11 protein-coding genes are annotated in these 13743 nt (G+C 61.8%); 2 read left to right on the forward strand and 9 right to left on the reverse strand.

Annotated features, from left to right (window positions below; genetic code table 11):
• Window positions 1-62: 62 nt before the first annotated feature.
• The 3 genes from FHW37_RS10455 to FHW37_RS10465 all read right to left on the reverse strand — a co-directional run bounded on the left by FHW37_RS10455 (window position 63) and on the right by FHW37_RS10465 (window position 5405).
• Window positions 63-2102 (reverse strand): NADH:flavin oxidoreductase, encoded by a 2040-nt coding sequence (locus tag FHW37_RS10455; RefSeq protein WP_145635727.1) that lies wholly within the window; start codon window positions 2100-2102, stop codon window positions 63-65.
• Between the two features lie 171 nt (window positions 2103-2273).
• Complete coding sequence (locus FHW37_RS10460; RefSeq protein WP_145635729.1) at window positions 2274-3629, reverse strand: putative bifunctional diguanylate cyclase/phosphodiesterase; 1356 nt, start codon at window positions 3627-3629, stop codon at window positions 2274-2276.
• A 99-nt stretch (window positions 3630-3728) separates the two neighbouring features.
• The gene (locus tag FHW37_RS10465; RefSeq protein ID WP_145635731.1) at window positions 3729-5405 is read right to left on the reverse strand and encodes a response regulator; all 1677 of its coding nucleotides are present in this window, start codon (window positions 5403-5405) and stop codon (window positions 3729-3731) included.
• Window positions 5406-5749: 344 nt separating this feature from the next.
• Here FHW37_RS10465 and mutL point away from each other — a divergent pair, with 344 nt between their 5' ends.
• On the forward strand, window positions 5750-7603 hold the full coding sequence (mutL, locus tag FHW37_RS10470; protein ID WP_145635733.1) for a DNA mismatch repair endonuclease MutL: 1854 nt from the start codon (window positions 5750-5752) through the stop codon (window positions 7601-7603).
• 65 nt (window positions 7604-7668) lie between these two features.
• On the forward strand, window positions 7669-7902 hold the full coding sequence (locus tag FHW37_RS10475) for a DUF2093 domain-containing protein (protein WP_145635735.1): 234 nt from the start codon (window positions 7669-7671) through the stop codon (window positions 7900-7902).
• On the opposite strand, the gene lpxK is transcribed toward FHW37_RS10475, so the two are convergent.
• From lpxK to FHW37_RS10505, 6 genes are all read right to left on the reverse strand, one after another.
• Window positions 7899-8939 (reverse strand): tetraacyldisaccharide 4'-kinase, encoded by a 1041-nt coding sequence (gene lpxK / locus FHW37_RS10480; protein WP_145635737.1) that lies wholly within the window; start codon window positions 8937-8939, stop codon window positions 7899-7901. The two genes, FHW37_RS10475 and lpxK, sit on opposite strands and share 4 nt — an antisense overlap.
• A gap of 68 nt (window positions 8940-9007) precedes the next feature.
• On the reverse strand, window positions 9008-9754 hold the full coding sequence (locus FHW37_RS10485) for an HAD family hydrolase (protein WP_145635739.1): 747 nt from the start codon (window positions 9752-9754) through the stop codon (window positions 9008-9010).
• Window positions 9754-11079 (reverse strand): lipid IV(A) 3-deoxy-D-manno-octulosonic acid transferase, encoded by a 1326-nt coding sequence (gene waaA, locus FHW37_RS10490; protein WP_145635742.1) that lies wholly within the window; start codon window positions 11077-11079, stop codon window positions 9754-9756. The genes FHW37_RS10485 and waaA overlap by 1 nt, the downstream gene beginning before the upstream one ends.
• Before the next feature lie 187 nt (window positions 11080-11266).
• Window positions 11267-11503, reverse strand: a complete 237-nt coding sequence (locus tag FHW37_RS10495; RefSeq protein WP_145635744.1) for a DUF4170 domain-containing protein — start codon at window positions 11501-11503, stop codon at window positions 11267-11269.
• Window positions 11504-11565: 62 nt separating this feature from the next.
• Window positions 11566-12372, reverse strand: a complete 807-nt coding sequence (locus tag FHW37_RS10500; protein WP_145635746.1) for a 3'(2'),5'-bisphosphate nucleotidase CysQ — start codon at window positions 12370-12372, stop codon at window positions 11566-11568.
• A gap of 4 nt (window positions 12373-12376) precedes the next feature.
• Window positions 12377-13723 carry a TldD/PmbA family protein gene (locus FHW37_RS10505; RefSeq protein WP_145635748.1) on the reverse strand — a complete coding sequence of 449 codons (1347 nt, stop codon included), beginning with the start codon at window positions 13721-13723 and terminating at the stop codon, window positions 12377-12379.
• Window positions 13724-13743 lie beyond the last annotated feature (20 nt).

Here is a 13743-nt window from a genome sequence, read left to right on the forward strand (position 1 = left end):
TTAAGGAAAGAACGGGCGGCATCTGCGGATGCCGCCCGTTTCGTTTTCAGGCTTACCCGAGATTAGAGCAGGGAACAGTAGCGCAGCGCATCGTAGATTGCGGCGTGGATGTTGCGACTTGCCACCGCATCACCGATGCGCAGCAGGTCGAAGGCGGCTTCCGGCTGCTTTGCCGGCAGCGGCGCGCGGCGGGCGATCAGAGCTGAATAGTCGACGGCACCAAGATTTTTCGAAAGCGGCTTGAGCTCAAGATAGAGTTCGTCATTCGCCATCGTGCCGTGTTCGACGACGACCTGCGACACCCGCCTCTCCTGAACGGCATCTTTTGCAAAATCGGAACCGAGGCTCGCAATCAGTGCATTGCCCTCACGGCGGACGGATTTCAGCCGCGTGTTGATGGTGACCCGCACGCCCTTTTCGGCAAAAGCTTTCGCATAAGGCACATGGTTCATGCCGCCCATTTCCGGTGCGAAGAAACGTTCGGGCGAGACAAATTCCAGCTCCTCACCCGTCGCGGCAATCACTTCTGCCGCGCTCATGCCGGGATGGCCGCCATTGTCGTCGTAGAGAAGAATGGGGCCGGAGGGTTTTGTCGCGCCGGCAAGGATATCCCAGCTGGAGGTCAAAAATTCCGTGCCGGCCTCGAGTTCCGGCGATTGCGGAATGCCGCCGGTGGCGATGACAACGAGATCTGGCGAAAGACAGAGGATATCGTCGGCGCCGGCATAGGTATCATAGCGGATCTCGACGCCGAGCCGGGCAAGTTCGGAAAGCCGCCAGTCGACAATGCCGATCATTTCCTTGCGGCGCGGGTTGCGGACGAGAAGGTTGACCTGACCGCCCGCCTCGCCGCTGGCTTCGAGAACGGTGACGGAATGGCCACGTTCGGCGAGCACACGGGCGGCCTCCAGACCGGCCGGACCGGCACCGACGACAACCACCTTGCGTGCGACCGGTGCCTTTTCGATCTGGTGCGGCATTTCTCTCTCGCGGCCTGTGGCGGCATTGTGGATACAGAGCGCCTCGCCGCCTTCGTAAATCCGGTCGAGACAGTAGGTGGCGCCGACGCAGGGGCGGATACGGTCTTCCTCGCCGCGCGCAACTTTCCGCGCGATATGCGGATCGGCGATATGGGCGCGGGTCATGCCGACCATGTCGAGCTTGCCCTCGGCGATCGCATGGCGGGCGGTTGCGACATCGGCGATGCGGGCGGCATGAAAGACCGGGAATTTCGTGGCCTGGCGGACTTCGCCGGCAAAATCCAGATGCGGCGAGGCCCGCATGCCCTGGATCGGGATAACGTCGTTCAGGTCGGCATCGCTATCGATATGGCCGCGGATGACGTTCAGGAAATCGATACCGCCGGAACCGACCAGACGGCGGGCGATCTCGATCCCCTCCTCGCGCGAAAGTCCCTGATCCCAGTTCTCGTCGGCGACCATGCGGATGCCGACGATGAAATCCTGCCCCACCGCCTTGCGCACCGCCTCGATCACCATGGTCGAAAAGCGCATGCGATTTTCCAGCGAGCCACCGAATTCATCGTCGCGGCGGTTGGTGGCTGGCGACCAGAACTGGTCCATCAGATGGCCATAAGCTTCGAATTCGATCCCGTCCAAGCCGGCCGCCTGCATGCGCTGGGCGGCTTCCGCATAGTCCTGGACGATGCGCTCGATATCCCAGTCCTCGATCGTCTTCGGGAAGGCGCGGTGGGCCGGTTCGCGGATCGGCGACGGTGCCAGCACGGGAAGCCAGTCGCCCTTGTTCCAGCCGGTGCGGCGGCCAAGGTGGGTGAGCTGGATCATCACGGCGGTGCCGTGCTCATGACAGTCATCGGTGAGCTTTTTGAGCCACGGCACGATCTCGTCGCGATAGGCATGCAGGTTGCCGAAAGCGGGCGGGCTGTCATGCGAGACGATGGCCGAGCCGGCGGTCATGGTCAGCGCAATGCCGCCTTTGGCCTTTTCCAGATGGTAGAGCCGGTAACGGTCTTTCGGCATGCCGTCTTCGGAATAGGCCGGCTCATGCGCGGTCGACATGATCCTGTTTTTCAGGGTCAGATGCTTGAGTTGAAACGGCTGCAGCAACGGATCGTTCGACATCGGCCTCTCGTCTCGGATGGGACTGTTTCAACGCGGCCGGGAGCAGCCACGACAGTCCATCATTGTGCAACGCGCAAGACAAGACGAGAACCAGATACGCCGCGGACTATCCGGCAAGCGGCGTGGACGGATATATCAAGGAGCAGGAATGGCTGCGGCGAAAGCCGGGGATCAGGCGCGCTGCATCGACATGAAGTCGCGATACTGATCGCCGAGATATCGCATGGTCTTCGGGCCATCGGCAGGCTTGCCGTAATAATAGCCTTGCCCCATGCCGCAACCAAGCGCGGCCAGCATGTCGGACTCGGCCTTTTCCTCGATGCCTTCGGCAACGACGGCGAGATCGAGGCCATCGCACATGGCGATGATCGCCTTGACGATATGTTCGGAGGCGCGGTCGCTGGTGATGCGGGAAACAAAGGCGCGGTCGATCTTGACCTTGTCGAAGGTGAAGTCACGCAAGCGTCCAAGGCTCGACTGGCCGGTGCCGAAGTCATCGAGCGAGATGCCGACGCCGGCATGCCTGAAATCGGCGATGATCCTTGCCGCGGTATCGGCCGAACTCATCACCGCCGTCTCGGTGATTTCCAGCTCGAGGCGACGCGGATCCAGCCCAACGCGCGACAGGGTGGAAAGGATATTGCGGGACGTGCCGGGATCCATCAGCTGTGCCGAGGACAGATTGAAGGACAGGAAGAGCTCGCGCGGCCAGGCAAGTGCCGCTTCCGCCGCCTTGCGCAGAAGCGTTTCGGAGAGCGCATCGATGAAGCCGCGCTCTTCGGCAAGCGGCACGAACACGGATGGCGAGACGAAACCGAGATCCGGATCGTTCCAGCGCGCCAGCGCCTCGAAACCGGCAGGCGAGCCATCGGCAATATTGACGATCGGCTGGAAATGCACATCCACCGCATCATTGATGATCGCGTGGCGTAGCGCCTGTTCCACCTGCGTTGCGCGCTTCATCTCCTGCGCGATCTCGCGTGAATAGACGGTGATCTGACCACGCCCGCGGCGTTTGGAGCGGTAGAGCGCCGTTTCCGCACTCTTCAGCAATTCCTCGAAATCCTCGCCGGCAAAGGGATAGATGGCAAAACCGAAGGAGGCCGAGAGACGGACATTGCGGTCGCCCAGATCGTAAGGGGCAGACAGGACGTCCTTCATCATCTGGCCGAGGCGTTCGGCACCGATCCGCTCGAAAACCAGCGGCAGCACGAAGGCGAATTCGTCGCCATCGTGGCGAGTGACGGTGGCGCCATCCGGGATGCAGGCTTTCAGGCGATGAGCAACCTGGCAGAGAATTTCGTCGCCTGCCTCGGCGCCGAACAGATCGTTGATCGGCTTGAAACCGTCGAGATTGGCAATGCAGATCGTGAAGGGGGCAGGATCGGCGGCGCGCTCATTGGCCAGCAGCCGCACCTTGTCGCGCAAGCGATAGCGGTTTCCAAGACCCGTCAACGGGTCGCTGTAAGCCATGGCCTGCAGCTCATTCTGGCTGACAAGCGGCCACGGGTTTCCCGCCGACTTCATACGCCATCCCACTTACGCTTATACGTTGCGCGAAGGATGCTGGACAAAGATTAAGAAATCACCTTTGGCCGTTTTTCTATAGCGAAATTGACCGGCCACTCAGGCGCGGTTGTTCCACTGGTCACGATCGGCATCTGCAACCAGGAACTTGCCAAATACGGCGTCGAGAGCCTCGGGGCTGATCGGCTTCAGGATGACATCGTTCATGCCGGAGGCAAAGCATTCCTCGCGGTCGCGGTCGAAGGCCTGGGCCATGACGCCGATGATCGGGACAGGAAGATCGTCGGCCGTCTCGATCGCGCGGATCGCGCGGGCCGCCTCGAAGCCGTTCTTTCTCGGAAGGGTGAGATCCATCAGCACCAGACGCGGGCGGTGTTCCTGCCAGAGCTGGACCGCCTCTTCCCCATCGACGGCGATCGCATAGCGATATCCGAAACTTTCGAGGATCTGCGAGAAGACGATCTGGTTCACCTCGTTATCTTCGGCGACGATGATGTCGATCGTTTCGGCTTCGCCATCATCCGGCATGATCTGCCAGTCGTCTTCGGGAGATATACCGCCGAGCGACCGGGTCAGCTCGCGCGTGACGACGGATGCGAACCTCTCCTCGATCATCGACGGGTCGATCGAAACCAGCGACTTGCTGTGGACGGCAGCGATATCGAGGCAGGCGCCTTCCATTTCATGGTCGGTGACGATGAGATCCACCCTCACCTTGGCCTGGACGGCGATATCGAGGCACAAAGAAAGCTCCATCGGGTTCCGAACGACAGAACCTTCCAGGCGAAGCGCCGTCAGGATGCGCAGCGCATCGTCGCAGAACCGCGTGTCGGCGGACACGACGAGAACCTGGGCGCCGGCAATATCGACGGGTTTCTGGCCAATCTCCTGCTGCCCGAAATCGTCACGCCGCAGGACGGCGGAATAGAGGTCGGGGTCACCAACCATGGGCACGAAGGCGCGGCCTTCGGCATCGAATTCCACGAGGTCGGAGATCTGCTGCATCGCCGTGACGAGGTAATAACGACCCGGCTTGCCGATGCGATATTTGTGGGCGACGATCACCATTTCCGAACCGTCGGCACGGGTCAGGCGCTCGGGAAGCTTTACCTCCTCGCCATCCTCGAGAACCTTGCGGTTGATCGCATCCAGCCGTTCTTCGAGAACCGGCGAGTGTATGTCGCTGCCATTCGTGCCGAGCAGCACTTCCGCCGGCAGATCGTGGAAACGGCAGGCGGCCTTGTTGACGGCGACGCGCGCCAGATTGCGGTCCTTGACCATGATCGGGAAAGGCAGGTTGTCGAGCACGTCTTCGGTGACCTGCACCCGCTCCATGTCGGCGCGCCATTGCTCCTCGCGCCTGCGCAGCTCGGTGACATCCTTGACGATGCAAATGCCGTAACCGGACGGCAGCCGGCGCCGGGCAAAGCTGATCCAGCGCTCGTCGGCAACATGCTCGACGGTCTCGGAACGCTCTTTCCAGAGAGTGGCGATCTGTTCTGCGACCCAGCCTTCGCGGTTGACGATGCGACGGGTGCCATTGGTTTCGAGAGAAAGACGGCCACCGCCATCGTAAAGGGCGCCCAGGAAATCGCGCAGCCGGGTTCCGGCCGCCAGATGGCTGCGCGGCACGGGAAGAAGGGTCAGCAGCTGCTGGCTTGCGAAGACGATCAGGTCATTCTTGTCATAAACGAGGAGTGCCCCCGAGATGCCCTCGGAGATGACTTCAAGCATGGCAGTCTGAATGTTCGCGTCCGCCGACGCCAAATCATTCATCGGATGAAACTCCCCGTATGCTTTAAGACACGGCCGGCAATCGGACTCTTCTCTGCCGACAGCCTGCCTTTCGGCGCTGAATCCTTGTCTTTCAATCAGGTCCGGTCGGAAACATGCTGGTCCAGTTCTAAGCGAGTGATCGAGCCTCGTTGTTTCAGCCTCCAGCCGGCCGGAACATCGATCACACGTTGGGAGAAGCCTCCCTTGGATTCATCCAATTCAACTTCCAACTAATTATCGGGTTTCTGTTAAAAGCCCATTAATGACGACCGCAATTGAAAGCCGGCTTTGGAAGAAGCGTCAGGCGGTCTTCCAATCGCGGCACGAATCCGGGAAAATGGGCCATGGCCATCAAGCAACTCTCCGAAACGCTGATCAACCAGATTGCCGCTGGCGAAGTCATCGAACGTCCCGCCAGTGCCGCGAAGGAACTGATCGAAAACGCACTCGATGCCGGCGCGACCCGGATCGAGATCGCGACGGCCGGCGGCGGCAAGAGCCTGCTCAGGGTTACGGACAACGGATCCGGCATGGATGCGGCCGATCTTGATCTCGCGATCCGCCGGCATTGTACCTCGAAGCTCGAGGATACGCTCGACGATATCCGCACGCTCGGTTTCCGCGGCGAAGCGCTGCCTTCGATCGGCTCGGTCGCGAGGCTGACGATCACCAGCCGCAGGCATGGCGATGCGCAAGGCTCGCAGGTGGCGGTTGCCGGCGGCCGCACCGAGGGCGTGCGCCCGGCGCCGGCCAATCCGGGCACGGTGGTCGAGGTGCGCGACATTTTCTTTGCCACACCGGCGCGTCTGAAGTTCCTGAAGACGGAAAAGGCGGAGGCCGGCGCGATCACCGAAGTGGTGAAGCGCATGGCGATCGCATTTCCGAAGGTTCGCTTCGTGCTCTCCGGCCCGGACCGCAGCACGCTGGAATTTGCCGCGACCGGCGACGACCACCTTGCCCGCATGGCGCAGGTTCTGGGCGCCGAGTTCAAGGACAATGCGATCGAGATCGACGCGATGCGCGAGGATGTCGGCCTCACCGGCTTTGCCGGCGTGCCAACCTTCCATCGGGGCAATTCGGCGCATCAATATTCCTTCGTCAATGGACGCCCGGTACAGGACAAGCTGATCCTGTCGGCAATCCGCGGCGCCTATGCGGAGCGGATGCCGTCGGGGCGGTATCCTGTCGCCGTGCTTTCGATCACGCTCGATCCGGCGCTGGTGGACGTCAACGTGCATCCGGCCAAGTCCGACGTGCGCTTCCGCGATCCCGGCCTGGTGCGTGGCCTGATCGTCGGTGCGATCCGCGAGGCGTTGCACCGCGAGGGCGACCGCGCGGCGACGACCGGGACATCCGGCATGATGCATGCTTTTCGGCCGGGCTTTTCGCCGCAACCATCCTATCGTCCGCAGCCGGGACCAATCTGGTCGGCCGCGACGTCGCCTTCGAGGCCGCTGCAGCAGGATTTCCAGATGCCCGCGCAAAACGGGGTTTCGGCTGGTTTTGGGGGTGGTTTTTCCGAACGTACGCAGGCAGGTTTCGACACGCTGACCATGCCGACAGCACGGGCGGAAGTCTCCATTTCCGAACCTGCCACCGCCACCAGCGACGCGACCGCCTACCGGCTTGGCGCGGCGCGGGCGCAGGTGCATGAAAACTATATCGTCGCCCAGACGCAGGATGGCCTCGTCATCGTCGACCAGCATGCGGCGCATGAGCGACTGGTATTCGAGGCGATGCGCAAGGCCCTGGACGACCGCCGGCTGCCCTCGCAGGTGCTGCTGATCCCCGAAATCATCGACCTGCCGGAAGAGGATTGCGACCGCCTGATGGTGCATGCGGCCGATCTCGATCGGCTGGGGCTTTCGGTCGAGCGTTTCGGACCGGGCGCCGTTGCCGTGCGCGAAACGCCGGCCATGCTTGGCGAGGTGGATGCCACAGCGATGATCCGCGATCTGGCCGACGAGATTGCCGAATGGAACACGGCCGGTGGCCTGCGCGGCAAGCTCGAATATGTGGCGGCGACCATGGCCTGCCACGGCTCGGTGCGCTCCGGCCGACGGATGCGGGCGGAAGAGATGAATGCGCTTCTGCGCGAGATGGAAGCGACGCCCGGTTCCGGCACCTGCAATCACGGCCGGCCGACCTATATCGAGCTGAAATTGTCCGATATCGAGCGGCTGTTCGGGCGCAGCTGAAAATGCTGGAATTCGCCACCCATTGGCTTTAATGCGAAAACATGATTTTCCGCAGGAGACGTAAGATGAACCGGTTCGAGGGCAGCGGATATCGCGAGGCGAAGATCCGGTATCTGGATGGCGACTACCAGATCCTGACGGCCGGTTCCTATGTCGTCTGCGCCATGACCGGCACGCAGATCCCGGTCGACGAGCTGAAATACTGGAGCGTCGCGCGGCAGGAACCCTATGTCGACTGCGCCACCTCGATGGACGCCGACAAACGCGCCGGCATCCTGCCGAACCAACAGCGGGCTTAAGGCTTTCCGCCTCGCTTCAGGCGCCTCTGCCGGAAATTGGCGAAGGCCGCATCGATGATATTGCCCGGAGCATGCGGGTCGTCGAACACCATGTCGATCTCGACGACCTGAGCCCGCTCCAGCAGCCGTTCGGCCGGCCCATGATGGCCGACGAGACGAACCGCATCCTTTGCCGTCGTCACGAGATCGAGCTTATGCTTGTCGGCTTCTTCGAGCAGGCTTTCGATCTCGTCCTCGGTGAAGAAGTGGTGATCGGGGAAGGACCGACGCACCGCGATCAGGCCGCCGACGGCATTGACCGTGCGGTAGAATTTTTCAGGATCGGCAATGCCGGTGAAGGCGATCACATTGCGACCAGCGAGGATCTGGCTGCGATGGGGCCGGATCGCGCCGACATGGATCTGCTTGCCGGCACGTGAGGCCTGGCGCACGAGCGCGTCGGCGGCATCACCATCACCGACCTTCAGAAGCGCCGAGAGTTGCCGCATCTGTTCCGATATCGGCGCGCGAACCGGACCGCCTGGCACGAGATGGCCGTTGCCGATGCCGCGTACCGTATCGATGACGACGAGCGCAAAATCGATCGCCAGCCGGGCGCTCTGGAAACCGTCATCCATGATGATGATATCGGCTCCCTCCTCCGCCAGTTTGCGGGCGCCGGCGACACGACGCCTTGAAATCACCGTCATCGCCTCGCGGGCGAGAAGCAGGGCTTCGTCACCGACCGCATCGGCCCGGTGATGGGCGGGATCGACCACGGTCGTCACGTCAATAGAGCCGCCGTAACCACGGCTGAGGAAACCGGGCTTCAGCCCTTTTTCCTTGGCAGCACGGGCGAGTGCGATCGCCGTTGGTGTCTTGCCGGCGCCACCGACGGTGAAATTGCCGACGCAGATGACCGGCAGAGAAGCTTCAGCCCGCTTGGACCGCGCCATGCGGCGGCCGGCGACGACACCATAGAGGAAGGAGATCGGTGACAGCGACCAGGCGCGCCAGTCGGCCTTGATCCACCAGAAAGGCGGTGCTTCGGAAACCAAAAACTACTCCCCGTCGCCTCGATCGGATTGTTGTGCGCCTCCCCTCCCCGAAAGGAGGATATGGCAGCCTAAGCCGTTGTGGCCTGATCCGTCGCGGACAGCAAGTGTTCGAGCCCGGTAATGTCGTCGATGACGATATCGGCGGCGGCGGCCAGCGTTTCGCGCGAGCCGGTCCCGCTCAGGACCGCGACCTTCAAGCCCGCACCGGCATTGGCGCCCATATGCATGTCGTGATTGTTGTCACCGACCATCGCCACCTGGATGGGCTGAAGTCCGACGGTCTCACAGAAACCGTTCAGCATGCCGGCATGCGGCTTGACGCCGAAACCGCTGTCGTAACCGGCGATGAAATCGACATCGTCAAGAAAACCGAAGCGCAAGGCCGTCTGGCGGATCGCCTGTTCGTTGTCGCTGGAGGCAATGCCGAGCCGCAGGCCGCGGGCCTTAAGCTTGCGAAAGAGGATGGCGAGATCGGTGACTGGAACCGCATAATCGGCGGAGCGCACAAAAAGGGCATCGAGTTCGCGGGTCAGATCGTCGACATCGACCGGCGAACCGGCTGCGACGAAACCGGCAGCGATCTCAGCAGCGTTTCCGGCGGCGAGCAGGCTGTCAGCGCGGGTCTGTCCAGAAACCGGATCCATGCCGCCGGCGACAAGAAGCTGCGTTTCGAGCGCCGCATTGCCGGCCGAGGCGATACGGGCCGCCTCACGATTGACCGGTCCCCAGCTTTCTTCGTAGCGCAGCAGGGTTCCGTCCTTGTCGAACAGGATGCCGGCGATCGGGGTGCTGTTTTGCGGGAGGGTTTGCGACATTATCTGACCGCTGCTGCAACCGTTTTCGGCTGCAGGCGGGCGCTGACCGTCAACGGGTTGATATAGGGTTCCAGCGCCTTGACCGTCTTGCCGAGCGCGCCGCGCATTTCTTCCATCGCCTCATGACCGGCATCGACCATCTTGCGGCGGGCGAGATCGTTGATCATCAGATAATGCACGGCCTTGGCCAGCATCTCGATATCCTTGACCACGCGCGCGCCGCCCTTGCGGACGAGGTGGTGATAGCTATCGCGGAAATTCTGGATATTCGGGCCGGTCAGGACCGCCGAGCCGAGCATTGCCGGTTCCAGCGGGTTCTGGCCGCCTTCATTGGTCAGCGACTTGCCGACGAAGGCGATTTCGGTGAGGCGCAGGTAAAGGCCCATCTCGCCGATCGTATCGCCGAGGAAAACGTCGACAGCGGCCGTGATCTCGTCATTGCGCGAGCGGCGGGCGACATTCAGCCCCTCGCCCTTCAGCATTTCCTCGACCTCGTCGGCGCGATCCGGATGGCGCGGCACGATGATGGTCAGCTGGCCGTTCTTCGGCTTCAGGGCGCGATGCACGGCAGATGCCGCCTTTTCCTCACCGTCGAAAGTGGAGATGGCGGCCCAGGTCTTGCGGGCGCCAATTTCCTTGCGATAACGGGCGAGCGTGACCTCGTCACAGGGCGGCGGGTCGGTATCGGTCTTCAGATTGCCGGAAACGATGACCGGCCATGCGCCGAGATCACGAAAACGCTCGGCATCAAGATCCGACTGGGCAACGACCAGAGCAAGCTTTTCGAAAAGCGTCTCGGCAATGTTGTTGTGATTGCTCCAGCGCGTGAAGGAGCGATCGGAAATGCGGGCATTGACGCGGATCTGCGGAATGCGGCGGCGGGCAAGCTCGACCACGGTCGTCGGCCAGATTTCCGATTCCGCGGTGATGCAAGCGTCCGGCTTCCAATAGGCGATAAAGCGCTTGATCGGGAATTTGACGTCCAGCGGCACATATTGATGCATGACCTCGTCGCCGAGGCGGGCCTGGACGAGAGCTGCCGATGTCATCGTGCCGGTCGTGAGCAGAATGTGGATTTCGCGGCGGCGCAGTTCGCGGATCAGCGGCATGACCGCCATGGTTTCGCCGACGCTTGCCGCATGCACCCAGACGAGCGGACCGCGCGGACGCGCGAGGCTCGCATATCCGAGCCGTTCCAGACGCCGGGAGGAATCTTCCTTACCCTTCATGGCGCGATAGGCCAGATAGGGACTGGACAAGGGATAAAGCGTGATACCGGCCAGACGGTACGATGCCAGAGCTATGCGAGCCAAGCCGCTGCTCATCACTTTTGTCCCCGATCCGAGATCGCAGCGGTCACTGTAAACGCCCCTATGAAGTCATATCCGTATTGGAAATTCGTCTGTTTCACAAATGCGTCAAAAAATGGTCCCGGCGCATTTGCCCACAGGGCGTTCATCGTCGGAACCTGGATATTGTCGAATAACGTAGCCGGCGAAGCTTACCTGAGGTTTACTTGACCTCAGGATCCATCAACCGGTGCATATGAACGATAAAATAGCGCATCTGCGCGTTATCGACGGTCAGCTGTGCCTTGGACCGCCATGCGACCAGAGCGGTCGCATAATCGGGGTAAATCCCGACAATATCGAGGCCGTCCAGATCCTTGAACTGAACGCCATCAAGGCTCTTCAATTCGCCGCCGAAAACCAAATGCAGAAGTTGTTTTTTCTCAGTCGTCTCTGTCATGCTGCCATGTCCGAGTTCAAGCCTCCATCCCCGCTTTTCTGTGCTGCATTCCGCAGGAAACGTCAACCCGCAGGGTGCTCAACCAGATAAGGCAAAAGCAGCTCGAGCGCGTGATCCGCACCGGCAACCAGCATCTCGCGGGTCACGTCCTTGCGGTTATAGATCAGTGCCGCATCGGCGAGGTCCACGAGACGGCCGCCGGCCCGCTCAAGGATGAGGTCGGCAGCAGCAAGATCCCAGTCATGGGAGTTGCGCTTGACGACCGTGCCATCGAGGCGGCCATCGGCAACCATGGCGATCCTATAGGCGAGCGAAGGCACATGACGGACGCGGTGGACCCTGTCGCGAAAGGCCGGTTCAAATCTCTTCACGAGGGCTTCATCGGCGGCAATCGCAATCGGGGCTTCCGACGCTTCTCCTCCGACGCGGATCACTTCACCGTTCTTCCAGGCTGCGCCATCGGCCAGTGCCCAGAACTCCTCGCCGAGTGCCGGCGCTACCAAGACGCCTGCAACAGGACGGCCGCGATGAACAACGGCGACCGAGACACACCAGGTCTTGTCGCCATTGATGAAAGCGCGCGTACCGTCGATCGGATCGATAACGAACACGGTCTCGCTCTGAAGGCGTGCGGCGTCGTCGTCGTTTTCTTCGGAAAGCCAACCGTAACCGGGACGGGCGGCCAGAAGCAGGCTCTGCAGCCGGTCATTGGAGGCAAAATCGGCAGCGCTGACCGGCGATGCCCCCTCGTTCTTCCACCAGACTTCCGGCGCGTTTCCGAAAAAGCCGAGCGCAAGCTCGCCGGCCTGACGGGCTGCATCCCGGATCAGGTCGAGATCGGCTTGCCACTGGCTTTTCGGATCCACCATGCGATCAGCGTCCTGCCAGGGTCAGGCCCTCGATCGCAATGGTCGGCGACGCGACGCCGAACTTGCGGTCGATGTCGTTTGCCGGTGTCAGGCGCATGAACATGTCCTTGAGGTTGGAGGCGATCGTCACTTCCGAAACGGCAAAGGTCAGTTCGCCATTCTCGATCCAGAAGCCGGTCGCGCCGCGCGAATATTCGCCGGTGATCATGTTGACACCCTGGCCGATCAGCTCGGTGACGTAAAAGCCATTGCCAATCGAACGGATCAGCTCCTCCGGCGAAATATCGCCCGGCTCCAGCGCCAGATTGGTGGAGGCCGGCGAAACGAGATTGCCGCCGCGGACGCCGCGCCCATTGGTCGGCAGACCGAGTTCGCGGCCGGTGGAGGTGGAGAGGAACCAGTGTTTCAGCACACCGTCCTCGATCATCACCATGCGCTCGCCCTTGACGCCTTCGCCATCGAAGGGACGGGAAGAGCCGCCGCGAACGATCAAAGGATCATCGGTGATATTGAGCCCGGCCTTCAGGACCTGCTGGCCCATCTTGTCGCGCAGGAAGCTGGTCTTGCGGGCGACCGAGGCACCGTTGATGGCACCGGCAATATGGCCGACGAAACCGCGGGCAATGCGCGGATCGAAGACGACCGTCAGGTTGCTGCCGGTATCGACCTGGCGCGGGTTGATGCGCTTGACGACACGCTCACCGGCGCGGCGGCCAATTTCCTTCGGATCGTCGAGGTCTGCGGCATAAAGGCGGCTGTCGAAATCGTAGTCGCGCTCCATCTTCGTGCCTTCGCCGGCAATGACGCTGACGGAACGGCCGAAGCGGCTTGCCATATAGCTGCCGGAAAAGCCGTGCGATGTGACGAGGACCATGCCGCCCATGCCGGCAGAAGCCCCTGCCCCGGAGGAATTGGTGACGCCGGGGACATCCAGTGCCGCCTGTTCCATTTCAAGAGCGGCTTCGCGCAGACTATCGGTCGGGATATCCGTTGGATCGAAAAGATCGAGATCCGGATAGGATGTGGCGAGATTGGCTTCGTCGGCAAGGCAGGCAAAGGGATCTTCCGGCGAGACTTTTGCCATGGCGACGGCGCGTTCGGCCAGCGTCTTCATATCGAAACCCGGATTGGCGGAAACGCTCGCCACACGGTTTCCGACAAAGACACGCAGCGAAAAATCATCGCCTTCGGACGATTCGGTGCCTTCGACCTTGCCAAGCCGGACACTGACGGAGCGGGAGCGCGAACGCACCACGACGGCGTCTGCCTTGTCGGCGCCTGCTTGTCTGGCGAGATCGATGAGCTCGCCGGCGCGGGCGAGAAGGGAGGCGGCGTCTATTTCGGAATTCATATTTGCAAGCCTTTCATTCA

The organism is Neorhizobium alkalisoli, assembly GCF_007829835.1.
GTDB lineage: Bacteria > Pseudomonadota > Alphaproteobacteria > Rhizobiales > Rhizobiaceae > Neorhizobium.

Bases quoted from the DNA above. Each gene is read 5' to 3' on its own strand.
- FHW37_RS10455 (WP_145635727.1), bottom strand. From the start codon at position 2,102: ATGTCGAACGATCCGTTGCTGCAGCCGTTTCAACTCAAGCATCTGACC.
- waaA (WP_145635742.1), bottom strand. From the start codon at position 11,079: ATGAGCAGCGGCTTGGCTCGCATAGCTCTGGCATCGTACCGTCTGGCC.
- FHW37_RS10475 (WP_145635735.1), top strand. From the start codon at position 7,669: ATGAACCGGTTCGAGGGCAGCGGATATCGCGAGGCGAAGATCCGGTAT.
- FHW37_RS10460 (WP_145635729.1), bottom strand. From the start codon at position 3,629: ATGAAGTCGGCGGGAAACCCGTGGCCGCTTGTCAGCCAGAATGAGCTG.
- FHW37_RS10500 (WP_145635746.1), bottom strand. From the start codon at position 12,372: ATGGTGGATCCGAAAAGCCAGTGGCAAGCCGATCTCGACCTGATCCGG.
- FHW37_RS10485 (WP_145635739.1), bottom strand. From the start codon at position 9,754: ATGTCGCAAACCCTCCCGCAAAACAGCACCCCGATCGCCGGCATCCTG.
- FHW37_RS10465 (WP_145635731.1), bottom strand. From the start codon at position 5,405: ATGAATGATTTGGCGTCGGCGGACGCGAACATTCAGACTGCCATGCTT.
- mutL (WP_145635733.1), top strand. From the start codon at position 5,750: ATGGCCATCAAGCAACTCTCCGAAACGCTGATCAACCAGATTGCCGCT.
- FHW37_RS10505 (WP_145635748.1), bottom strand. From the start codon at position 13,723: ATGAATTCCGAAATAGACGCCGCCTCCCTTCTCGCCCGCGCCGGCGAG.
- FHW37_RS10495 (WP_145635744.1), bottom strand. From the start codon at position 11,503: ATGACAGAGACGACTGAGAAAAAACAACTTCTGCATTTGGTTTTCGGC.